20 protein-coding genes are annotated in these 20,608 nt (G+C 69.1%); 11 read left to right on the top strand and 9 right to left on the bottom strand.

Features of this window, described 5'->3' with window-relative positions:
- Nucleotides 1–6 precede the first annotated feature (6 nt).
- A complete protein-coding gene (mdh, locus tag MXD62_RS03480; RefSeq protein ID WP_071066091.1) occupies nt 7–939 on the top strand; it encodes a malate dehydrogenase in 933 nt (310 codons plus the stop codon).
- A 183-nt stretch (nt 940–1,122) separates the two neighbouring features.
- Here the strand turns inward: mdh and MXD62_RS03475 are convergent, their stop codons facing one another.
- Nucleotides 1,123–2,346: an NAD(P)/FAD-dependent oxidoreductase gene (locus MXD62_RS03475; RefSeq protein WP_248827995.1), complete on the bottom strand. Its 1,224-nt coding sequence runs from the start codon at nt 2,344–2,346 to the stop codon at nt 1,123–1,125.
- Between the two features lie 69 nt (nt 2,347–2,415).
- Here MXD62_RS03475 and MXD62_RS03470 point away from each other — a divergent pair, with 69 nt between their 5' ends.
- From MXD62_RS03470 to MXD62_RS03460, 3 genes are all read left to right on the top strand, one after another.
- Nucleotides 2,416–3,294, top strand: coding sequence for a serine hydrolase (locus tag MXD62_RS03470; RefSeq protein WP_248827994.1), 879 nt, complete (start codon nt 2,416–2,418; stop codon nt 3,292–3,294).
- 203 nt (nt 3,295–3,497) lie between these two features.
- Complete coding sequence (locus tag MXD62_RS03465) at nt 3,498–4,028, top strand: 2'-5' RNA ligase family protein (RefSeq protein WP_248827967.1); 531 nt, start codon at nt 3,498–3,500, stop codon at nt 4,026–4,028.
- Nucleotides 4,025–5,188 (top strand): YihY/virulence factor BrkB family protein, encoded by a 1,164-nt coding sequence (locus MXD62_RS03460; protein WP_248827966.1) that lies wholly within the window; start codon nt 4,025–4,027, stop codon nt 5,186–5,188. The genes MXD62_RS03465 and MXD62_RS03460 overlap by 4 nt, the downstream gene beginning before the upstream one ends.
- 81 nt (nt 5,189–5,269) lie before the next feature.
- On the opposite strand, the gene MXD62_RS03455 is transcribed toward MXD62_RS03460, so the two are convergent.
- The gene (locus MXD62_RS03455) at nt 5,270–7,192 is read right to left on the bottom strand and encodes a D-alanyl-D-alanine carboxypeptidase family protein (RefSeq protein ID WP_248827965.1); all 1,923 of its coding nucleotides are present in this window, start codon (nt 7,190–7,192) and stop codon (nt 5,270–5,272) included.
- A gap of 45 nt (nt 7,193–7,237) precedes the next feature.
- Complete coding sequence (locus MXD62_RS03450; protein ID WP_248827964.1) at nt 7,238–8,128, bottom strand: DUF1003 domain-containing protein; 891 nt, start codon at nt 8,126–8,128, stop codon at nt 7,238–7,240.
- Nucleotides 8,129–8,676: 548 nt separating this feature from the next.
- Here MXD62_RS03450 and MXD62_RS03445 point away from each other — a divergent pair.
- Nucleotides 8,677–9,882 carry a putative zinc-binding metallopeptidase gene (locus tag MXD62_RS03445; RefSeq protein WP_248827963.1) on the top strand — a complete coding sequence of 402 codons (1,206 nt, stop codon included), beginning with the start codon at nt 8,677–8,679 and terminating at the stop codon, nt 9,880–9,882.
- 76 nt (nt 9,883–9,958) lie between these two features.
- On the opposite strand, the gene MXD62_RS03440 is transcribed toward MXD62_RS03445, so the two are convergent.
- Nucleotides 9,959–11,056, bottom strand: a complete 1,098-nt coding sequence (locus MXD62_RS03440; RefSeq protein WP_020463405.1) for a glycerol dehydrogenase — start codon at nt 11,054–11,056, stop codon at nt 9,959–9,961.
- A 216-nt stretch (nt 11,057–11,272) separates the two neighbouring features.
- Here MXD62_RS03440 and MXD62_RS03435 point away from each other — a divergent pair, with 216 nt between their 5' ends.
- Complete coding sequence (locus MXD62_RS03435; RefSeq protein WP_248827962.1) at nt 11,273–11,662, top strand: GPP34 family phosphoprotein; 390 nt, start codon at nt 11,273–11,275, stop codon at nt 11,660–11,662.
- Here MXD62_RS03435 and MXD62_RS03430 read toward each other — a convergent pair.
- Complete coding sequence (locus tag MXD62_RS03430; protein WP_285223939.1) at nt 11,635–12,330, bottom strand: MerR family transcriptional regulator; 696 nt, start codon at nt 12,328–12,330, stop codon at nt 11,635–11,637. The genes MXD62_RS03435 and MXD62_RS03430 overlap by 28 nt on opposite strands.
- A gap of 307 nt (nt 12,331–12,637) precedes the next feature.
- On the opposite strand from MXD62_RS03430, the gene MXD62_RS03425 reads away from it, so the two are divergent.
- Nucleotides 12,638–12,859, top strand: a complete 222-nt coding sequence (locus tag MXD62_RS03425; protein ID WP_248827960.1) for a type II toxin-antitoxin system HicB family antitoxin — start codon at nt 12,638–12,640, stop codon at nt 12,857–12,859.
- Entirely contained in the window at nt 12,856–13,083 is a 228-nt protein-coding gene (locus MXD62_RS03420) for a type II toxin-antitoxin system HicA family toxin (RefSeq protein ID WP_248827959.1), read from the top strand. Before MXD62_RS03425 ends, MXD62_RS03420 begins: the two co-directional genes overlap by 4 nt.
- Before the next feature lie 203 nt (nt 13,084–13,286).
- On the opposite strand, the gene MXD62_RS03415 is transcribed toward MXD62_RS03420, so the two are convergent.
- Nucleotides 13,287–13,772: a carboxymuconolactone decarboxylase family protein gene (locus MXD62_RS03415; RefSeq protein WP_018501429.1), complete on the bottom strand. Its 486-nt coding sequence runs from the start codon at nt 13,770–13,772 to the stop codon at nt 13,287–13,289.
- Nucleotides 13,773–14,102: 330 nt separating this feature from the next.
- Between MXD62_RS03415 and MXD62_RS03410 the strand changes: the two genes are divergently transcribed.
- The 3 genes from MXD62_RS03410 to MXD62_RS03400 all read left to right on the top strand — a co-directional run bounded on the left by MXD62_RS03410 (nt 14,103) and on the right by MXD62_RS03400 (nt 17,546).
- A complete protein-coding gene (locus MXD62_RS03410; protein ID WP_368862304.1) occupies nt 14,103–15,041 on the top strand; it encodes an RNA polymerase sigma-70 factor in 939 nt (312 codons plus the stop codon).
- A gap of 365 nt (nt 15,042–15,406) precedes the next feature.
- Nucleotides 15,407–15,682: an SCO4848 family membrane protein gene (locus MXD62_RS03405; RefSeq protein WP_248827957.1), complete on the top strand. Its 276-nt coding sequence runs from the start codon at nt 15,407–15,409 to the stop codon at nt 15,680–15,682.
- Nucleotides 15,683–16,679: 997 nt separating this feature from the next.
- Nucleotides 16,680–17,546 (top strand): nucleotidyltransferase, encoded by an 867-nt coding sequence (locus tag MXD62_RS03400; RefSeq protein WP_248827956.1) that lies wholly within the window; start codon nt 16,680–16,682, stop codon nt 17,544–17,546.
- Between the two features lie 21 nt (nt 17,547–17,567).
- Here the strand turns inward: MXD62_RS03400 and MXD62_RS40030 are convergent, their stop codons facing one another.
- From MXD62_RS40030 to MXD62_RS03390, 3 genes are all read right to left on the bottom strand, one after another.
- The gene (locus tag MXD62_RS40030) at nt 17,568–18,491 is read right to left on the bottom strand and encodes an S-4TM family putative pore-forming effector (protein ID WP_368862308.1); all 924 of its coding nucleotides are present in this window, start codon (nt 18,489–18,491) and stop codon (nt 17,568–17,570) included.
- Between the two features lie 79 nt (nt 18,492–18,570).
- On the bottom strand, nt 18,571–19,278 hold the full coding sequence (locus MXD62_RS03395; RefSeq protein WP_248827955.1) for a creatininase family protein: 708 nt from the start codon (nt 19,276–19,278) through the stop codon (nt 18,571–18,573).
- A 9-nt stretch (nt 19,279–19,287) separates the two neighbouring features.
- Complete coding sequence (locus tag MXD62_RS03390) at nt 19,288–20,571, bottom strand: hypothetical protein (protein ID WP_248827954.1); 1,284 nt, start codon at nt 20,569–20,571, stop codon at nt 19,288–19,290.
- Nucleotides 20,572–20,608 lie beyond the last annotated feature (37 nt).

Here is a 20,608-nt window from a genome sequence, read left to right as displayed (position 1 = left end):
AGTCCAATGCCCGGAAAAGTCACTGTCGTCGGGGCCGGTTTCTACGGCTCGACGACCGCGCAGCGACTTGCTGAGTACAACATCTTCGACACGGTCGTCATCATCGACATCGTCGAGGGCAAGCCGCAGGGCCAGGCGCTCGACCTCAATCAGTCCCGGTCGATCGAGGGCTTCGAGACCAAGGTTGTCGGGACCAACGACTACGCCGACACCGCCGGTTCCGACGTGGTCGTCATCACCGCCGGCCTGCCCCGCAAGCCGGGCATGAGCCGGATGGACCTCATCGAGGTCAATGCCAAGATCGTCCGTCAGGTGTCGGAGAGCATCGCGAAGACGTCGCCGGACGCGGTCGTCGTCGTGGTCTCCAACCCGCTCGACGAGATGACCGCGCTCGCCGCGAACGTGCTGGGCTTCCCGCGCTCGCGGGTGCTCGGCCAGGCGGGCATGCTCGACACCGCCCGCTTCACCGACTTCGTCGCGGAGACGCTGAACGTGCCGGTCGCGTCGGTGAAGACCCTGACGCTGGGCTCGCACGGCGACACGATGGTCCCGGTGCCCTCGCAGTGCACCGTCGACGGCAAGCCGTTGAGCGACCTCCTCCCGGCGGACAAGATCGAGGAGCTGGTCAACCGGACCCGCAACGGCGGCGCGGAGGTCGTCGCGCTGCTCAAGACCGGTTCGGCCTACTACGCTCCGTCCGCGGCGGCGGCCCGCATGGTCAAGGCGGTCGCCGAGGACTCCGGCGCCGTCATGCCGGTCTGTGCCTGGGTGCAGGGCGAGTTCGGCATCTCCGACGTCTACCTCGGCGTGCCCGCGCAGATCGGCGCCGGGGGCGTGAAGAAGGTTGTCGAGATCGACCTGACCGGCTCCGAGCTCGCCGCGCTCAAGACGGCCGCCGAGGCCGTGCGCGCCAAGCAGGCGGACGTCGCCAGCCTGTAGCGGCGGCGACCAGCCGATAGCCGACCAGCCGGTAGCGTTCGCTCCGCCGGCCCACGCACCCACAGGACGCGCTCGGACCCCGGGAACCTCCGGGACCGCCGAGCCTGTGGGCCCGCTGGGCCGGCGGGGTGAGCGTGGGCCGGCGGGTGAGTTGGGGCGAGCGTGGGCGAGTTCGGGGTGGGCTCAGCGCGCCGCGGTGAACACACGCCGCAGCCCGAGCCGGGCCAGTGACCCGGCCGGGATCGTTCCCTTACCCAGCCCGATCTCGACGAGGCTGTCGTACAGCTCGGTGCGGCGGCTGGCGGAGCGGACCGCGGCGTCCATCAGCGGGCGGTGGCGGCCGGCGAGCCCGGCGAGCAGCGACGTGTGCCGCAGGTGCCTGCCCAGCTCGCCGTCCAGGGCACGTCGGTAGGCCCGCCCGGCGGCCGGGCCCGGATCGGTGATCGCCGCCTGGCCGGCCAGCGATCCCGACAGCAGCGCGTAGTAGATGCCCTCGCCGGTCAACGGATTGATCAGCGACGCGGCGTCCCCGGCGAGGAGCACGGGGCCGTCCGGCAGCCGTGGGCGGTGCGTGGACAGCGGCAGGTGGTGCGCGCGCAGGGTGCCCTCGTAGGCGGGGGTGTCCGGCAGCAGCCGGGCCAGCGTCCCGTGCAGGACGGCCTTCGGTGTCGTGCCCGCCGCGCGCAGCCGCGAGCGGAGCATGCCGTACCCGATGTTGGCCCGGCCGTCCCCGATCGGGAACGACCAGGCGTAGGCCGGCCAGCCCTCGTCCGTCATCTCGATGAGCTGCTCGGGCGGGCGGTCGTCCTTGGGCGCGTCCGCGTAGGCACGGACGGCGATCGCCAGACCCTCGGGCGGGTTCGGTGCGATGCCCAGCGCCCGGCGCACGGTCGAGTTCGCGCCGTCCGCGCCGACGACGACCCGTGCGCGCAGCACGCCGCCGTCCACCGTCACCACCGGCTCGCCCCCGCCGTCGGCGGTGACCTCCAGCGAGCGCACCCGCCGCCGGAGGAACTCGGCGCCGCGGGCGCGCGCGGCGGCGACGAGGCGGGCGTCGAAGACCTCCCGCGGGATCACGTGCGTCGCCCGCTCGGACGGCGTGGCGACCTCGGCACCGCCAGGCGTGCGCAGGCGCATCCGGTCCACCGGGCGGTACCCGCTGGTCGCGTCGGTGATGCCCAGTGCGCGCAGGACGTCCACGCCGTGCGGTGCGATGCCGTCCCCGCAGGTCTTGTCGCGGGGGAAGTCCGCGGCGTCGACGATCACGACCCGGGCGTCGGGCCGCAGCTGCAGCGCCCGCAGCGCAGCCGCGCTGCCCGCCGGGCCGCCGCCCACCACGAGCAGGTCTACCGGCGGCCCGTTCCCGGTGCCGGGAACGGCGGCGTGGACGGGGCTGGGTGCGTGGATGGGCACGCCAGCCAGTGTGGCAGCCGGCGTCCCGGCACCGGTCGGCCGGCGGTTCGTAGAGTGCCGGACATGGATGCGCTCAGGCAGCTGGACACATGGCCCGTGCGGACGGCCGCGGCCGTCGTGCTGCGGTCGCCGGGCACGGGCGGTGCCGGTGGTGCGCCTGGGGCCGGTGGCCCCCGTGCCGTGGCCACCCAGGTCGGCGTGGCAGGCGATCCGGCGGTCCGGTTCCGGCTCGCGTCGGTCTCCAAGCTGATGAGCGCCTACGCGGTGCTCATCGCGATCGAGGAGGGTGCCCTGGCGCTGGACGAGCCGGCCGGCCCGGAGTCGTCGACGGTGGCGCATCTGCTCGCGCACGCCTCCGGTCTCGCGTTCTCGGGCGATCGGGTGATGGCCCGCCCGGGCACCCGCCGCATCTACTCGAACACCGGTTTCGAGGAGCTCGGGCGTCATCTCGAGCGGGTCACGGACATCCCCTTCGATGTTTACCTGGCGGAGGCCGTTTTCCGGCCGCTGGGAATGGGGACGGCCGTCCTCGAAGGTTCGCCGGCGCATGCGGTGACGGCGACGCTGGCGGATGTCGGCGCGTTCGCCGCGGAACTGCTGGCGCCGAGCCTGGTCTCCGCGGCCACGTTCGCCGCGGCGACCTCGGTCGCCTTTCCGGGCCTTGCGGGGGTGCTTCCGGGTTTCGGCGCGCAGCACCCGAACGACTGGGGCCTCGGGTTCGAGATACGCGGAACCAAGAGCCCGCATTGGACGGGTGCCACCAACAGCCCTGCGACTTTCGGTCATTTCGGGCGCTCGGGAACCTTCGTCTGGGTCGACCCAGCGGTGAACGTCGCGTGCGTAGTACTGACCGATCGGGATTTCGGCGACTGGGCGGGCGCGGCCTGGCCGGCTCTGTCCGCGGACGTCCTGGCCGAGCTCGCGGTGGTCGGGACGTCCTGACCGCCGTCGGGTCCCCGTGGCCCGGCCCGCCGGTGTCGCCGTCCGTTGGTGTGCGGTCGCGCAGCGATGTCAACCCTGGTCCGGAGAAGACAGCGTGGTCTCGTGGGCCATGATGGCGCCATGGTTGGTCGGCAGAGCTCGTCCCGCGACCGCTGGTCGGCCCTTCCGTGGCCCGGCCGGATCCGCGTGACGTGAAGGACTCCGTGCGGTCCATAGGCGTGGCGATCGGTGTTCCGGAACCTTTCCGGACCGAGCTCCAGGACTGGCGGGAACGGCTCGGTGATCCGAATGCGGCCCTCATCGTGCCGCATGTCACGCTGCTCGGCCCGACCGAAGTGCCCGCCTCCCAGCTCCCCGCCGTCGAGCGTCACCTGACGGAGGTCGCCGGAGGCGCCGAGCCGTTCGTGATCCATCTGCGTGGTTCCGGCACCTTCCGGCCGCTGTCCGCGGTGGTGTTCGTGACCCTCGCCATGGGAATCTCCTGCTGCGAACTTCTGGAGAAGGCCGTCCGGTCTGGTCCGTTGGACCGCCCCATGCGCTTCTCGTACCACCCGCATGTCACGGTCGCGCACGATGTCGACGAGGAGTCGCTGGACCGTGCCTTTGAGTTGCTGGCCGAATATCGGGCGCAGTTCGAGGTGACAGGTTTCGGGCTCTACGAACGCGGCGATGACTGCGCCTGGCGCCAGTTGCGTCATTTTCCCTTCGCGGGCGGGGGTGGCAGACCGAGGTGACAGGACCACGGGAAGCGGTGAAGGCAGGCGTGGGAACGGTGAGCGGCGCCGCGGGCGCGGTGCGGCGCCGTCGCCCGTTCATCGACCACACGGTGCGCGCGTACGGTCGCTATACGTCGGACGGCGGTGACCGGCTCGCCGCGTCCACGACATATTTCGCTTTCCTGTCCTTCTTCCCGATCGTGGCGCTGGTCTTCTCGATCGCCGGGTTCGTCGTGGACGCCTATCCCGACGCCCAGGCCAAGCTCACCGAACAGATCAACGACTATCTGCCCGGCCTGGCCGACAAACTGGACGTCTCGACCATCGGCCATGCGAAGGTCGGCGCCGGTCTGATCGGTCTCGCCGGTCTCCTCCTGGCCGGGCTGGCCTGGGTCTCGGCGCTGCGCGACAGCATCCGGCTCGTCTGGCACCAGAGCCTGGAGACCGGCAACTTCATCGTGCAGCGCCTGCGGGACATCGCGATCCTCACCGGTCTCGGCCTGACCCTGCTCGCCTCGCTCGTCGTCACCAGCCTGGCGACGTCCGCGACCGGGGTGTTCCTGCGCTGGGTCGGGCTGGAGGGGAGCACGGCCGCCGCCTGGGCCACCGGGCTGCTCGCGCTCATGGTCGCGCTCGCCATCGACGCCGCCGTGTTCGTCTACATCTTCTGGCGGTTGCCGGAGCGCACCAACCGGCAGCGGGTGCTGCGCGCGGCCGCGCTGGGCGCGGTGGGCATCGAGCTGCTCAAGCTGATCGGGACCTGGCTGGTCGGCCAGACCACGTCCAACCCGGTCTACGGCATCTTCGCGGTCATGGTCGGCCTGCTCATCTGGATCAACATCGTGATGCGCTGGATACTGTTCGTCGCCGCCTGGGCGGTGACGGCACCGTACGCGTCGGACGTCCACCCGTCCGGTACCGCCCCGGCCGACCCGGCGGGCCCCGACCTTGCCGGGGCGGACGGGCCCGGGCCGGAGGGGGACCGCGTTGCCCCCGAGCCGCCGGCTGCCCGTGTCGAGCCGCCGGCCGTCCGGTCCGCGCGATCCGGGCGTGACGACCGGAGCACCCACGACGATCACGATGGCCACGGCGGCGAGGACGGCCGCTCCTGGCGACCGCGATGGCCCTGGCGGCGCGGCGCGGAGCGCCCGGCGGACCGGGCGCCGGTCGGGCGCTGACCGGCGCGCCACGCCTCAGGGGCCACGCGGCCTCAGAGCGAGGCGGCCTCAGGGCTGGGGGAGCTCGGGGACTGAGCGGGCTCAGGGGCGGGGCGAGCGGGCCGTGCCGAACGGTGGGGTGTCGGTGCGGGACGAGTCGGTCCGGCTCCGCCCCGGTTCGGGGTGCAGCGAGGGCAGACCAACGAGGTGGCGCTGGCCGTCGGCGCCGGCGCGCGGCCGGGGAGCCGACGCGGCGGAGCGGGTCGCCTGGTACTCCTCGACGACGTTCTGCCGCTCCCGGCGGGCCCGCGCCGCCGCGCCGTCCCGCCGCGTCCTGTCGGTGCCTCTTCGGTGGCCTCTTCTCCCCGGAACTCCTCCTGGGGCCGTGGAGCGTCCGCGCCGTCCGCCGGACTGCCCGAGGCCCGCTGCATCCCACCGGCCCGCGCTGCCGCTGCCGGAGCGGGTGGTGCGCCCGGTGGCCCTCCCGGCCACGCCGCGCCGGCGACGGACCCGCCCGAACACGGTGAGGGCCGTCACGACGACCGTGACGGCGAGGGCCGTCCAGGTGACGGCGCCCACGCCTCCGGCGTCGCCGGTGGTGGCCCGCCCGGGTGGGCTGCCGCCGTCCTGTCCGGCGCCGTGGCTGTCGGAGCGCCCGGCGCGCTCGCCGGTGCCACCCGGTGCGGCGCCGGGGGCCACGGCCCCACCGGCGGTGGTCGGGTCGCCTGGTGTCACGTCGGAGGGCCCGGCGAGCCGACCCACCGGGCGGACGTCGGCCGCGTGCGCGAAGCCCCAGTCGAGCAGCGCCCGCGCGTCCGTCCCGTAAGCCGGCGCCGTGCGCAGTAGCGAGACGATGAGCGTCCGGTCGTTCCTGGTCGCCGCGCCGACGAACGTCGCCCCGGCGGCGACCGTGTAGCCGTTCTTGATGCCGATGGTGCCCTCGTAACTGCCGATGAGGGTGTTGTGGTTCGCGATCTCGAAGCGTTCGTCGCCGCGGCCCGGCAGCGATGCACGCGGGATGGTCAGGTAGCCGCGCACGATGGGGTCGTTGAGCGCTGCCCGCCCGATCACCGCCAGGTCGTGGGCCGTCGTGTGCTGACCGGGGGCGTCGAGGCCGGTGGGATCGCCCGCGACGGTCTCCGACGCGCCGAGCGAGGCCGCGAGCCGGTTCATCCGGTCCAGTACGGCCTTCCGGCCGCCGGCCGCCTCCACCAGCGCGACCGTGGCGTCGTTGCCGCTCGCGATCAGCATCGCCGTCGCGAGGTCGCGCACGGTGTAGCGGACGCCGGGGACGAGCCCGACCCGGGTGCCGTCCACCTGGGCGGCCTGGTCGCTGATAGTCACCTCACGGTCTGGCGGGAGCCCGGGGAGCACGGTCAGCGCGGTGAGCATCTTCATCGTGCTCGCCGGCAGGTCCGGGAGGTGCGCGTTGTGCGCCGCGAGGATCGCGCCGCTGCCGGCGTCCGCGACGAGCCACGCCTCGGCGGTGATGCCGGCCGGCGGCGGCACGGCGGTCTCCGTGGCGCCTGTGGCCTCCGTGGTGTCCGCCCGGCCGGTGGCGCCCGCCGTGCCAGTTGTGCCTGCTGTGCTGGTAGTACCGGCGGACGTGCCCGCCGCCGTTCCGCCGGCGCTCGCCGGGCTGGCCTCGTCCGCGGTGGACGATGTCGTACCGGCGGACGCCGTCCCGGACGCCCCGGTCGCCGCCGAGGCCGCGGCGAGCGGCTCGACGGCGAGGGCACCGGCCGGGAGCGTGCCGGCGGTCAGCGGGTGGGCGGGCGGCCTCCCGGCAGGCAGCGGATCGGCCCCGGCCATGGCAGCTGACGGTGGTGCGGTGCCCAGAACGAGGACCAGGGCCGAGGCCAGCCCCACCGCGGCGCCCACCACCCGGCGGAAACGCTCGGGCGGATCGGTACGTCGCGGATCGGGGTGGTGCGGGTCGGGCGGGGTGAGACCCTCCCGAGCGTCCTCATCGGTGCGGCGCTCGAGCGGGCCGGGTCGGGGTCGACGCGTCCGGCCGGCATGCACCTACCGAACGTTACCGGTCGATCTTCATCCGGTGAGTTTGTCGTGTCACGTGTCTCGGATTCGTGCTCGCGTCGGTCGGATGGGTACCTTTCGTCCGGCCCGCGAACCACTTCGCGCCGGGACGAGAAGATGGCCCTGTGTGGCTGCCCCGTCCGGGGAGAGCGCGCCCGGTGCCGGGACGACGACCAGAGCCGGCTCCGGGACGGTCGCGGTGTCCTGACCCGCGTGATCCGCCGGCGCATCCGCCGACGCCGTCGGGTGCGTGTGTGCGGGCTCGTCCACTGTCAGTGTCGCGACTGTTGACGTACCGGGTACGGACGGCCAGGCCACGCCGCCGCGCGCGGGGCGCTGCGCCGACCCGTTCGGGGTGGCCGCGAGGGGGTGCGCCGCCGGTGCCGTGGGCTGGAGCACCATGCGGAGCAACGCCTCGATGTCACCACGCAGTGACTCGAGCTGGTTCGTCAGCTCACCGCGCACGTACTGCCGTGTGGCGGCGTCGCTCTGGGCGAGGCGCAGCGCCGCCACCTCGCGGGTCAGGAACTCGGTGTCCTCACGCATCCGGATGGCCGCCGCCCGGTCCTCCGCGAGCGAGGCGCGGTCCCGGTCGTCCTGCCGGTTCTGCGCGAGGAGGATCAGCGGGGCGGCGTAGGCCGCCTGGGTCGAGAACGCCAGGTTCAGCAGAATGAACGGGTAGGGATCCCAGCGCATGAGCGGCAATGCGATGTTGAGCGCGATCCAGACGATCACCACACAGGTCTGGATGGCCAGGTAGCGGCCGGTACCGAGGAAGCGCGCGATGGTCTCGGCGCCGCGGCTGATCGTCTCGCGGTCCACCCGGCCCGCGATCAGTGGAGATCGGCCGGCGACCGGGATGTCGAGCCGGTCCGATCTGGTTCCCCGGCGTGCCGCGAGACGGCTGGCGGTGTTGATGCTCATAGGAGGTCCCCTCCGCGCTCGGCCGTCGCGAACGGACGGAGCCGATACGCACTTCAGAGCAGGCTGCGCGGGAGAAATCCCATCGCGGCCCGGGTCGACACGTCGCTGATCGACCGCACCTGCCGGAAAGGAACCCGGGAGATCACCTGACCCCGGGCGTCATGGACGCGGGCTGGACTGACTGGCCGTGCCGGCCGCCATGAGGAGGGGCGGCCGCGCCGACGGAACCATCCGCCGCGGACCGATCGTCAGCCGGCGTCCACCAGCAGGAAGCGGCTGTTACTGGAGCACCCGCCAGGACTCACAGCGGCCACCTCCTCTGGTCGGCCTCCGTAGAGGATCCAAATGTTGTTGTCAAGGATAGCCGCCCCTTGCGATTGTTCCGCTATGGGGTCGTCCGTGACCTGTGTCGCGCCGCCGTCACATGCTGTCGTGCCGCCGGTGATCTCGCCTGGTAGCCGGCCCCGCGGGCGGTTCCCACCGCGTGGGTCGGGTAGTGGATGGCGGGATCACCAGACCGCGCGGACTCCTCTCGAAACGGATCACTCATGCTGGCTTTCGGTTGTGCCTACTGTGGCCAGCTTGTGTTCTTCGAGAACTCGACGTGTCTGCGCTGCGGGTCGGCGCTGGGAGTGGCACCATCCGCGCGACGCCTGATCACCCTCGTCGACGCCGGCGACGGACTGTTCCGGGAGCGGCTAGCGGTGGCCGACGAGGCGGCGGCTCTCGCCGCCGAGATCACCGCGCCCGCCGGGCCCCCCGGAGCCGGGACCCCGGGAGGAGACCGGTCCGTCCCGGCCGGGCCACAGCAGCCACGGTACCGGCGGTGCGGCAACATGGAACTCACCGGCTGCAACTGGCTCGTCGAGCTTGCCCCCGGCGCGGCCGGCCCGCCACCCGGGCAACTGTGCGCCTCCTGCCGGCTCACCCGCACCCGCCCCAACGACGCGGACACGTCCGCCGCCGAGCTGTTCGTGCGAGCGGAGGCGGCCAAGCGACGTCTGGTCTTCCAGCTCCTCGACCTCGGGCTGCCGGTCGTCTCCTACGCCGACGACCCCCACGGGGGGCTGGCGTTCGACCTACTCAGCAGCACCTACGAGAACGTCGTGACGGGCCACGGCGACGGGGTGATCACCCTGGATCTCGCCGAATCCGACGACGCGCACCGGGAGAGCATCCGCGCGCGCCTCGGCGAGCCGTACCGGACGCTGCTCGGCCACTTCCGGCACGAGACGGGCCACTACTACTGGCCCAGGCTCGTCGGGGCAGAACCGGCCGTGACCGGACGATTCCGCCAGCTCTTCGGCGACGATCGCGCCGACTACGATGAATCCCTCGAACGCCACTACAAGGAGGGGGCGCCGGGGGCCTGGAGCGAGCGGTACGTCAGCGCCTACGCCACGATGCACCCGTGGGAGGACTGGGCCGAGACCTTCGCCCACTACCTGCACATCATGGACACCCTGCAGACCGCCGCCGAGTACGGCCTGCGCACCGACGGCCCGGACCCGAGGCGCTTCGGTGTCGACCTGGAACGCTTCGTCGCCCGCCCGGCGCCCCTGCCGCCCGCCGCCCGCCGTGCCACGGCCGGCTTCGACGAGATCGCGGCCCAGTGGCTCCCGCTCACCTACGCCCTCAACGCGGTCAACCGCAGCATGGGCTTCGATGATCTCTACCCGTTCGTCCTGACGTCCACCGTGCTGGACAAGCTGAGCTTCGTCCACGACCTCGCGACGGCCCGCGCCACGCGGTGACGGCCCGCGCCGTCGTTACAGCCGCATGGACGTGACGGCTCTCGTCGGCGGGCCGGCCACCGCGGTGACACTCGGGTCAGCGGCTGGCCCGACCGGCGGCGTCGGCTGCCAGGATCGCGTCGACGATCATCGGCGGGTCGAGGTCGAAGGGCTCGTTGTGGGCCGTCTCCCCGTCGGCGAGCGCCCGGACGGCGATGCCGCGCAGCAGCTCGATCGGCGGATCCGCCAGCCCCACCTGGGCGAGTGTGCGCGGCAGCCCCACCCCGCCGCAGAACGCGAGCACCTCGGCCAGCTCCTCCTCCGGCCGTCCCTCGACCACGAGCTGGACGATCAGCCCGAACGCGACCTTCTCGCCGTGCAGATACCGGTGGGTCTCCGCGGCCACGGTCAGGCCGTTGTGCACCGAGTGCGCCACGGCCAGCCCACCCGACTCGAAGCCCAGCCCCGACAGCAGCGTGTTCGCCTCGACGACCCGCTCCAGGGCCGGTGTCACCGCGCCGGCGCGCACCGCGCGGATCGCCGCCGCCGCGTCGTCGAACAGGATGCGTCGGCACAACTCGGCCAGCGCGCCGGCCGTCGCCGTCTGCGCGCCGTCGAGCTGGTTGGCCCGCCGGGCCTCGCCGACGGTACGGGCCTCGTACCAGGTGGCGAGCGCGTCGCCGATCCCGGCGACCAGCAGGCGGGCCGGCGCCGCGGCGACCGCGGTGGTGTCGACCAGGACCAGATCCGGGTTGCGCGGGTAGAACAGGTACCGCTCGAACGTCCCGTCCTGGGAGTACACGACGGACAACGCGCTGCACGGCGCGTCGCTGGACGCGGTCGTCGGGCAGGTCACCACCGGCAGGTCGAGCGCGGCGGCCGCCGCGCGGGCGGTGTCGAGCACCTTCCCGCCACCGGCACCGACGATCACCGTCGCCTCCGGGTCACGCGCCGCCGAGACGACCCGGTCGATCTCCTGGTCGCTGCACTCGCCGCCGAACAGGTGCACGGAGTAGGGGATGCCCGCGCCGTCCAGGCTCGTCCGCCAGGTGTCCTCGAGCAGGCGCAGCGGGGCCCCGCTCGTCACGATGACCGCCGGGCCGGTCAGGCCGAGGCGGGCCATCTCCGGCCCGAGCGCGGCGGTGGCATCCCGACCCTGGACATATCGACCCGGCGACCCGAACACGGCGAGCATGGACGGTTACGGTAGCGGTTCCGCCGGGCTGCGCCAGCATGTCCGCTCCGTGTCCGCTCCCCGGTGCGCGATCGAAACGCCGGCGGCTGGGTAGGCCCGGAGCTGGCAGGACAGACATGTCACGTCGAGACACCTCGCGCGGCGCGGCTCGCGTGCCCATCGGCCGACCGCTGTCGGCGTCGCGTGGTCCGCGGTCTCGGCGGGGAGGAGGCCGGCGTGCTGCTCGCGGAGGAACTGCTGCTACTCGCACTGGACCCGGAGAAGGGGAAGCCGGTCAACTCGTCCCGCGCGGCGGTGACAGTCGGGATGAGCGGCGCGCTGATCGCCGAGCTCGCCCTCGACGGCCGCGTCGAGCTGGACGGCGAACGGTTCGTCCCGTTCGGGCTCGCGGCGGGGCACCCGCTGCTGGCCGAGGCCAGCCGCCACCTTGACCGCATGCGTGCGGACAGGAAGGTGAAGCGCGCCGCCGACCAGATCCGCGCGCTGGACAAGGCGCTCGGCGGCACCTGGGACAGGGTGGTCGGTGGCCTGGTCGAGAGGTTCTCCGTCGAGGCTGATTCGGGCGTTACGCGCGGCGGTCACGGCATTGGGAGCAGACGGAGGTAGGACCAGGCCCGTTCGCTGATCGCTCCATGCGTGGCGGCCTCGGCGCCACGACGGTCAAGTTTGGCGACGATCGCGGCCTGGACGTCCGGGTCGCCCGCCGCCATCTCACCAAGCAGCCGGTGCCACTGCCGGACAGCATCCTTCGCCTCATCGCTCGTCAGGGCGGCACCTGTCTCGACCAGCGTGCGGACCGTGGTGTCCAGTTCACGCGCCCGTCCCGTCCAGTCCGCCAACGCGGTGCTCGAGTGGCGAGCCTTGAGTCGCTGGAGCTGCTCCGGCGTGAAGGTGGAACCAGTCATGATCTCCTCCAGTGCGGTGAGAACGCTGTCGTTGTCAGCGTGTTCGGCTGTTCTGATCCGGCGGCGAGCCAGCTCGAGATCGGCAATCCGGTCGTCGAGTTCGCGACGTCGGACGCGGATCAGGGCGGCCAGCAGGGCGTCGTCGCCGTCGATGACCTCGCCGACTTCGGCGAGCGAGAGGCCGACCATCTGGAGCGCGAGGACATGCCGGACGCGGACCGCGTCGCTCGGCCGGTAACGGCGGTGACCGCTCGCCGTGCGCGTGGCACGCACGAGCCCGATGGCGTCGTAGTGGCGCAGCGAACGCACGCTGACTCCGACGGAGCTCGCGAGTTGCCCGATTGTCCATGTCTCGGCAGGCGGGTGCATGCGTGCGACGGTAGAACCTGACACAGCGAGAGGATCAAGTCGATTTCTGTGGACACGCTGGAAGCGCGTCAGCCTGGTTCCTGATCGCGGCTAACCGTGAATGTGAACGATCTGGCCGAATTTGTAGAACATTCACTTATGACCTAGGTACTCCAGCGAGTCGGGGGTGGCCTTGTGTCTCTCGTGTGTACTCGGGCCATTGGAGATCGTTTCTGCTCGTATGGTCGACAGGGGACTGGTTGATCATGTCGAGGAGGTGGCGGTGAGCGCTTCGCCAGGTGTGGCAGGGACGGCTAGGCTGATCTCCATGGAGCGAGCGGCGCGGCTGACGGCTGTCGTCACGCACGAGGGCGACTGGTACGTGGCGCGGGCTCTGGAGGTCGAAGTGACCAGCCAGGGAACCAGCGTCGAGGAGTCGCTGGCGAATCTTCGCGAGGCGCTGGAGCTGTACTTCGAGGACCAGCCGTTCCCCGTCACCACCGCGGACGGTCCCATCGTCGCTCCGCTGGACATCCGCCTCTCGGCGTGACACCCGCGCTGCCTCGGGTCTCCGGGGCGAAGGTGGTGAAGGCTCTGGGGCGTGCCGACTTCGAGGAGGTCGCCACGCGTGGCTCGCACTGCAAGCTGCGGCACAAGGAGAACGCCCGGGTCGTGATCGTCCCGCTTCACCGGGAGCTGGCGACAGGAACCCTCGCCTCTGTTCTGCGTCAGGCGGGCATCGAGGCGGAGGAGCTTAGGACGTTGCTCACCTGAGCTGCGCGTGGTTCCGGGTGCAAGCTGGACGGGTGACTCTGTCGAAGCGTGCGTCCTGGTTTCTGATCGCGGTGGGTGTGTGGACGTGGGCGATCTGGCCGAATTTGTAGAACATTCCCTATGACCTAGGTACTGGTCGGGTGTCGTAGCCACTGGGCGCGGCGGCCCGGCCGGGGGATGAACCCCGGCCGGGGCACCCCCGGTCAGCTCGCGAAGCTGGCGGCCATGCCGGGTTCGTAGCCACCCGCTGGGTTGCGCACGATCACGTTCATCCGGTTGGCCGCGTTGATCAGGCCGAGGAGGCAGACGAGGGCCGCGATCTGGTCGTCGTCGTAGTGCTTGCGGATCTGGGCCCAGGTCTCGTCGGATACGCCGAGGTGGGCGTCGGCGAGCCGGGTTCCCTCTTCGGCGAGTGCCAGCGCGGCTCGCTCGGCCTCGGTGAATACGTCTGCCTCGCGCCAGGCGGCGACCAGGTTGAGTCGGGTGGAGGTCTCACCGGCAGCCGCGGCCTCCTTGGTGTGCATGTCGACGCAGAAGCCGCAGCCGTTGATCTGGCTGGCCCGCAGCGACACCAGCTCCTGGGTGGGCTTTGGCAGCGACGACTGGTGGATCACCAGGCTGGCGCTCGCGAACCGCTTGCCGAACCTGGTGGCGAGCTCGTTGCCGAACATGTTGAATCGGGCGTCCATGATGTCGTCCTCACTCGTGGTGTTGCGTGCTGCCGCACTGGACGAACACCAGATGCCAGCGACCCCAGCCCCCGTGACGACGTGGCCTTATGACCTGGACCACATATCACTCCGACCGTCGGCTCGCGATTGGCGGATCAGCCGCCATCGGCCGCGGTCGCGACCGGCCCAGTCGGACGTCCATCGGCGATATCCGGCCCCGCTGTCCACGCTGCCGTCCCGTCGTCGCGTGACGGGGCAGCCGACGGCGGAAGGGCTGCCTGGGTGTCACAAACCGGCGGGGTCTGGCGTCTCATGGATGGTCCAGCCGCGCGTGAATAGGAGTTATCCATGGCCGGTACTTCGCCGATGACGCCCGCCGCTGTGAGGCCCATGAAGGAGGACGCCTGTCCAGACCCCGCTACCGGGGTGTTCCTCGCCCACCGCAACCTGCTGTTCACGGTCGCCTACGAGATGCTCGGCTCGGCCGTGGACGCGGAGGACATCCTCCAGGAGAGCTGGCTGCGCTGGGCAGGCGTCGATCTCGCCACCGTGCGGGACCAGCGGGCGTACCTGGTGCAGATCACCACTCGTCAGGCGCTGAATCGACTGCGCACGCTTGGCCGGCGCAGGGAGTCCTACGTCGGCCCCTGGCTGCCAGAGCCATTGCTGACCGCGCCCGACGTGGCCGAGGACGTCGCGTTGGCCGACAGCGTCTCCATGGCGATGCTGCTGGTGCTGGAAACGCTTCGGCCGACCGAGCGGGCCGTGTTTGTGCTGCGCGAGGTATTCGACTTCGGGTACGACGAGATCGCGGCAGCCGTCGACAAGAGCCCGGCCACGGTCCGCCAGATCGCTCACCGGGCGCGGGCGCATGTCGCCGCGCGCCGTCCTTGTGCGGTCGTCTCCGCAGCCGAGACCCGAGGCGCGCTCGACGCGTTCCAGCGGGCGGTCGAGACCGGCGATCTGCAGAACCTGCTGGACATCCTCGCCCCGGACATCGTCCTGCTGGGTGACGGCGGCGGGGTCAAACAGGCCGTGTTGCGCCCGGTCGTCGGAGCGGGCAAGGTAGCCCGGCTGCTAGCCGCCGGGCTGGGCAGGATCGACGCTGTTATGTCGCTGCAGCAGGTACAGGTCAACGGCTACCCGGCGCTGATCCTCCGGCTCGACGGCGAGATCGACAGCGTCGTGGCGGTACGCATCGACGACGGCCTCATCACCGGGCTCTATGCCGTCCGCAACCCCGAGAAGCTGTCGCGCATCGAGCGGGAAACCGCCCTTCGCCGCTGAACGCGGCCAGCGAGTGCGGACAGGTCCAGCCTCACGCGCACTCGGTTTCGGCTGCGGATCCACTGTTCGACACCGCCGTCGAGGTGCCCGGCGACACGCAGTAGATCATGGTGGACAACGTGTCCGAACTCGCGCCCCACACGGAGACCATGGCTAGCGGCCGGTGCGAGGCTGGTGGGGTGACTCTGTCGAAGCGTGCGTCCTGGTTCCTGATCGCGGTGGGTGTGTGGACGTGGGCGATCTGGCCGAACTTGTAGAACATTCACCTATGACCTAGGTACTGGCTCCGCCGGGTGTGTCCAGCTCCACGCTGTGTGACGGGTCTCGGTCGGCTCGTCCGGTCGGCTGGGTGCGAAGCTGGAGGGGTGACCCTCTCGAAGCGTGCGTCCTGGTTCTTGATCGCTGTCGGCGTCTGGACGTGGGCCATCTGGCCAAATTTCCTTCGGAACGTGTGGAAGGATGATCGTTCCTGGGATGACGGCCCGACCGGCTTCTTCACGGTCCACCTGGTCCTGACCGTCGCTTCGCTCGCCATCGGCTCCGTCGTCGGCTGGCTCGGCATCCGCGGGGCGCGTGCGGACCGTCCCGTCGCCTCGGGTGATGCTGCCTCGGCTGACCGCTTGATCAGTTCAGGTCGCTGACGCTTCCGGCACGCGGCAGCCTCGAAATGCTCAGATCGTCCGGGCCGTCGCCGCGCTGGCCTTGGCGGTGCCTCCCGTTTCTTCCTCCCTTTCCCGGTCAGCGCCTTCGTCTGCGCGGGGCACCGGTCGGGTCAAGGGTGGCGTAGCCAGTCCGTAGGACCGCCCGGAGGGCGCCCTTGACGCGGTCGGTACCCCGTCAGATCATCCGGCGCCCGGCCCGGGAATGGGTACTTGACGTCTGCAGGGCCGCCGGCTCCATGCTCGGCCACCGAGATTCCGGCGCCTCGACACATGATGATCATTCGGTAACTCGCTGTAACGATTTCGCGAGTCGATGATCATAGGCTGGAGTGCCTGTGGATAAGCGGACCACAACTTGTGGGGCCTCTGTGGATTACGAGGCACAAGCTGTGGACAAACTACAGCCGTGTGACTCTGCTGCTTCGTCGTGTACTCTGTGTCCAGAGCGTGACAAGACCCCGGCGGAGCGCCGAGGTTGGCGCCCACCGGGGTCCCGTCTGCATTTGGCGATGCCTACGAGACTTTACAGGAAGAGGTCTGCCCAGCGTGGCTGATCGCCTCCATCGGTTCGGTGCCCAGGGCTCGGACAGGAGGTGACTGCGTTGGTGAAGACAGCTAGGTCGGGGAATTCCAGCTCTTACGTCAGGCCAGTACCGTCCGAAGGGCGGAGGCCGACCGAGGGATGCGGGCGACCTCTGACACCTCGTCCGGCTTAGGGCCTTGGACCGACGGAGAATACGAGCGCAGAGGATAAATTCCATGCTCGCTCTCTGGATACCGGAGCCCAACTTTGTGGGCTCCGGTCACTAACCAGGTCGCAATCTGGCTTGCGATAGTCCTGATAATGCCGTCGGCGTGAAATATCGGGTGAAAATCGGCAAGCGCGACCTAAAATTGTTCGTGTTCTTGGGGGCGCAACTTTTTGCGATTTCCCGAGGCTGCTATCAATCGCGCTCTCGATCGGATTTGACGACGCATGCCCACTACTCCTGACGCCGCATTTTCCATCTACCTTGCGGCGAAGACGCCGAGCCAGACTGAACGGGATAATGCACGGCGCCACAGAGGCTCCGTCGAGAGATGCCTTCTTTCCCGGCTGGATGCTGTTTCCATGAGAGAGACGGGATCACTTCGGCATGGAACGGCAGTCAGAGGCCACTGCGACGGCGACTACTTTCTGTGGCTGAAGCTGCCTAGACCATCCGCGGATCGCGCCTTGGAGATCGTGCGTAATTCACTCAAAGTATCTTTCCCGAGAAGCTCTGTCAGAGTGAGTCGTCCGGCCGTAAAAATCACATTCTCTGACGACGGCGGAAAGATGGAGATTGTCCCGGCTTACTACAGCTCAGTGATTAACGGTTACGATGCTTTTGATATTCCTGACCCTTCGACTGGTGGCTGGATGAAATCGAGCCCCAGCAATCATCTCGAGTATGTAAACGAGGTAAATGCGAGAGTCGATGGGGCGAAAAGCTTTGCGCGCCTCCTGAAGGCGTGGAAATACTACAATAATGTGCCGATTAGCAGTTTCTATCTAGAGATGCGTGCAGCAAAATGGGCCGATGACCACAAGCCGCTGTTGAACTATTGGGATCTTGTAACTTGCCTAGAATACCTTGCAAGCTGCAGGTTGGCGGCAATGAATGATCCCGCCGGTGCTGCGCTCGGACGCATACATCCGTGCAGCACTGAGACCTACCGTGGGATTGCGATTTCCAAGGTGGAACTAGCTGCGACCCGGGCGCGACGTGCGCTCGACGCCGCACGAGATGGAAGGAATGCTACAGCTTTTTCAACCTGGAAGATCATGCTTGGGCCCGACTTCCCAACCTATACAGGATAATTTGACTTCTCTTGCTGCCGGCTATAGATCGAGTAGACGTGTTCTAAGTTGTTCGGAGTCTGCTCGGGCAGCAGTTTCATCCTGACTTCTCGACTTCCAGTAGATCTTTTGCGGTACCCGCTCAGGGTGATCTCTCAGTGAGAATATTCGGCGCTGGACTGTTTCGCAGTACGTCATCAGGACTCTGCTTTGCTCGGGGCTTGGCGGATCTGGAAACTGTTCGCTGATTTTGTCGCTTACCGATAGTGCCAAGCGTTGTTTTGTCGAGGCGATATCGTTGTGCTTGTACGCGCTTCGGATGCAAAGCCACAAAGCTGCAGTCGATGGCGCGAACCACCGGGCGAGAAGGTGAAAGGTAGTCCAGTTTTCCGCGAGAGCTACCGCTACCCCTCCCGCACACCAAGCAAGCGTCAACCGCCAAAGCATTGATGCCCAGCGACTTCGGTTCAATTCATCCCAGACCAAGTTTTCTCGCTGGCAGATTAGGATCGCGTACGGTAGTGGAAGGTCTCGCACATTCACATACCAGTCAACTTTGCTTTGACGGTCACCTTTAAATAGACTCGATAGCCGCGCAACCTCGCCGTCTGTCGGGCGGTTTCCGAGATCTGCTGTCCATGGAAGTTGAAAAAGATCTCGGTCGAATCGCTCCTGCATGCGCGTCGCGAGATTGGTCCATTTTTTACTATATCGCGACAGCCAAAGTTCAACGATTCCGATCCAGGTAAAGCTCGCAATGGCAAGCCATGGCGCTAGTGAATGGGCTGCCGCGGAAGCGAGGGATCCGAGAGCAAGGAATGCGGCTACTCCGCCTTGGGCGGCCTGGGCCTTCTGTGAGCGTGAATGTGCGACGTGTGCGGCGCACAAAGTATTAACGCCATCTTCTTTGGATTGAATCTCGTTGATATTCTGCGTGTTGAGCACGCTGCCCCCGTGTCCTTGCATGATCTCTTTGCGTGCCTGAATAGCTCGGATCTTTGGTTTGCGGCGGTGTGGCCACCGCTGATCCGTGTAAAGAATGTGATTACTTAAGTAGGTCAAGATGAGATTTGAATGCATTGCTGAGATTGGTTAGTAGGGAGCGTCCCTTGGTGGCAGTAGCGAGTGAAGGTCGACCGATTACGCCAGTCGGCGTGTAGGCGGGCATCCCTGCCACGAGTAGGTGTGGGCGCTCGCCCGCCGAGTGGTCGCCGGTTTTATAGACCTCTCTAACCTGTTCGGGTGCGGCGTGCAGGAGAACGGAGACCTCAAGTTCTCCAGCGTGCATGTCTTCCGAATGGTTGGTCTCCAGACCTGCGGCTTCACGGGCCCGAGTCCAGTCGGCCTTGCCGGGGAACAGGGCCATCCGCGGCCCGCCGATGTTCGCTTCCTGAACGATGTTGGAGAGCACGTAGTTGCCGCCGTGTCCGTTCGCGATGACTAGCCGGTCTACCCGAGAGGCGCTTAGGGACGTTGCAATGTCGTCGATCAGGGCAATGAGGGTGCGGGCGCTGATACTCACCGTGCCGGGGTAGGCGGCGTGCTCGTGGGAGCAGGAGAACGTGATCGGCGGGAGCAGGAGAAGGTCATAGTCGTCGGCGATGCGGCGCGCGATGGCCGACGCGATGAGGGTGTCCGTCGTCAGCGGCAGGAAGTCGCCGTGTTGCTCGAAGCTTCCGACTGGGAGGACGGCGATTCGGGCGCCGAGTGCTCGCACATCCTCGGTGGTGGCCGTAGTGACGAGAGAGTCCACGTGATCAGCCTACGGTCGTCCGTCGGCGCGGGTAGCCGGTGGCAAGGTCGTGAGTGCTTCGGCCAGTGTGCGGACCTCGTCGGTCTTCCGCCAGCGGCCGAGCCAGCCGGGTAGTCGGTGCAGCTCGTCGGCGGCTCGGGCGGAACCTGTGTCGGCGACGATCGGGATTGCCTCCGTCGCGATGGCACAGGCGCGGGTGGGTTCACGGTGGGCTGCGTAGGCGTTGGCGAGTCGGGCGAGATGCAGGCCGCGGTCACGCTCGAACTCGGCGGGCCAATCGGTCAGGCAGTCCTCGTAGGCCGTGATTGCCTCGCGGGTCCGACCGAGGATGAGCCAGCAGTCGGCGGCCTCCAGCTCGACGTACGCCGGAGTGCAGTAGCCGGTCAGGGTGCGTTCGGCCTCGCCGAGGTCGTCGGTGACGGCGGCGTTGTGGCGGGCCTCGTCGAGCGCGTGGGAGCAGGCGGTGGCGTCTCCTGCAAGGGCGTGGCCACGGGCGATCTGCCGGTAGGCCAGGGCTCGTGTGCGGGGGCTGATGGTCTCGGAGCGGCGTAGTGCGGCCTGGGCGAGTCCGAGGGTTGCTCGTCGGTCCCGGCGGGCGGCGGCGTGGTGGCTCTTGCGGGTCAGGACGTAGGAGATCATCAGGGTGTCGTCGGCTTCGGTCGCCCACTCCAGGGCTCGGTCCGACCAGTGCGCGGCGACGCGGTCGTCGCCTGCATCCTGGTGAAGCCAGCCGGCGAACTCGGCGAACGATGATCCGACCTGGAGGACGCGGGTCCGGGTGGGTCCGTCTGCCACGGCCAACAGGCGGCCGATGAAATCGAGCTGGACGGCGGCCGTGGCCATGAGGTGGCGTGGGCCCATCATGTTGTCCAGTCGGGCGTACTGGGCGAGCGTGCCGTGAAGCGCGTCGACGGCAGCGGGGTTGACCCGGCGCGGCGGATCGACGGGGCTCGTCGGTGTTCCGAGAGGCCCGACAGGCTGACTTCCTTCCGGTCCGCCTTCGCCGGAGACGCCGAGTAGCCGGCGGGCGTCCGTTGGCATGTCGAGGCCGTCCGCGATGCGGGTGAAGACCTGCTGTTCCTCGACGCGCCGTTTGCGTCGCACGATCTTGCTGATGTCGGGCTGGGCGATGCCGACTCGTTGGCCGATCGCGGTCTGGCTGGCGTTCGCGTGCTTGCTGTAGAGCAGAAAGAACGTTGCCATGTCCCGGGCGCGCAGTGCTTCACGTACGTCCGCCCGGGTCCAGAAGGCGGCGGGCGTCTCCTGAGCGCGGGTCGGCCCGTTCTGGCTCATTCGGCCTCCGCACGACGGATGCGGACCAACACCGGAG

This window comes from Frankia sp. Mgl5 (genome assembly GCF_023242985.1).
Classification (GTDB): domain Bacteria; phylum Actinomycetota; class Actinomycetes; order Frankiales; family Frankiaceae; genus Parafrankia; species Parafrankia soli.
The sequence above is the reverse complement of the archived record's forward strand: the minus strand, read 5'-3'. Positions and strand labels throughout refer to the sequence as shown.

Coding starts and splice junctions, on each gene's coding strand:
- mdh (WP_071066091.1), top strand. CDS start 7: ATGCCCGGAAAAGTCACTGTCGTCGGGGCCGGTTTCTACGGCTCGACG.
- MXD62_RS03470 (WP_248827994.1), top strand. CDS start 2,416: ATGGATGCGCTCAGGCAGCTGGACACATGGCCCGTGCGGACGGCCGCG.
- MXD62_RS03450 (WP_248827964.1), bottom strand. CDS start 8,128: ATGAGCATCAACACCGCCAGCCGTCTCGCGGCACGCCGGGGAACCAGA.
- MXD62_RS03445 (WP_248827963.1), top strand. CDS start 8,677: ATGCTGGCTTTCGGTTGTGCCTACTGTGGCCAGCTTGTGTTCTTCGAG.
- MXD62_RS03440 (WP_020463405.1), bottom strand. CDS start 11,056: ATGCTCGCCGTGTTCGGGTCGCCGGGTCGATATGTCCAGGGTCGGGAT.
- MXD62_RS03430 (WP_285223939.1), bottom strand. CDS start 12,330: ATGCACCCGCCTGCCGAGACATGGACAATCGGGCAACTCGCGAGCTCC.
- MXD62_RS03425 (WP_248827960.1), top strand. CDS start 12,638: ATGGAGCGAGCGGCGCGGCTGACGGCTGTCGTCACGCACGAGGGCGAC.
- MXD62_RS03415 (WP_018501429.1), bottom strand. CDS start 13,772: ATGGACGCCCGATTCAACATGTTCGGCAACGAGCTCGCCACCAGGTTC.
- MXD62_RS03410 (WP_368862304.1), top strand. CDS start 14,103: ATGGCCGGTACTTCGCCGATGACGCCCGCCGCTGTGAGGCCCATGAAG.
- MXD62_RS03400 (WP_248827956.1), top strand. CDS start 16,680: ATGCCCACTACTCCTGACGCCGCATTTTCCATCTACCTTGCGGCGAAG.
- MXD62_RS40030 (WP_368862308.1), bottom strand. CDS start 18,491: ATGCAAGGACACGGGGGCAGCGTGCTCAACACGCAGAATATCAACGAG.
- MXD62_RS03390 (WP_248827954.1), bottom strand. CDS start 20,571: ATGAGCCAGAACGGGCCGACCCGCGCTCAGGAGACGCCCGCCGCCTTC.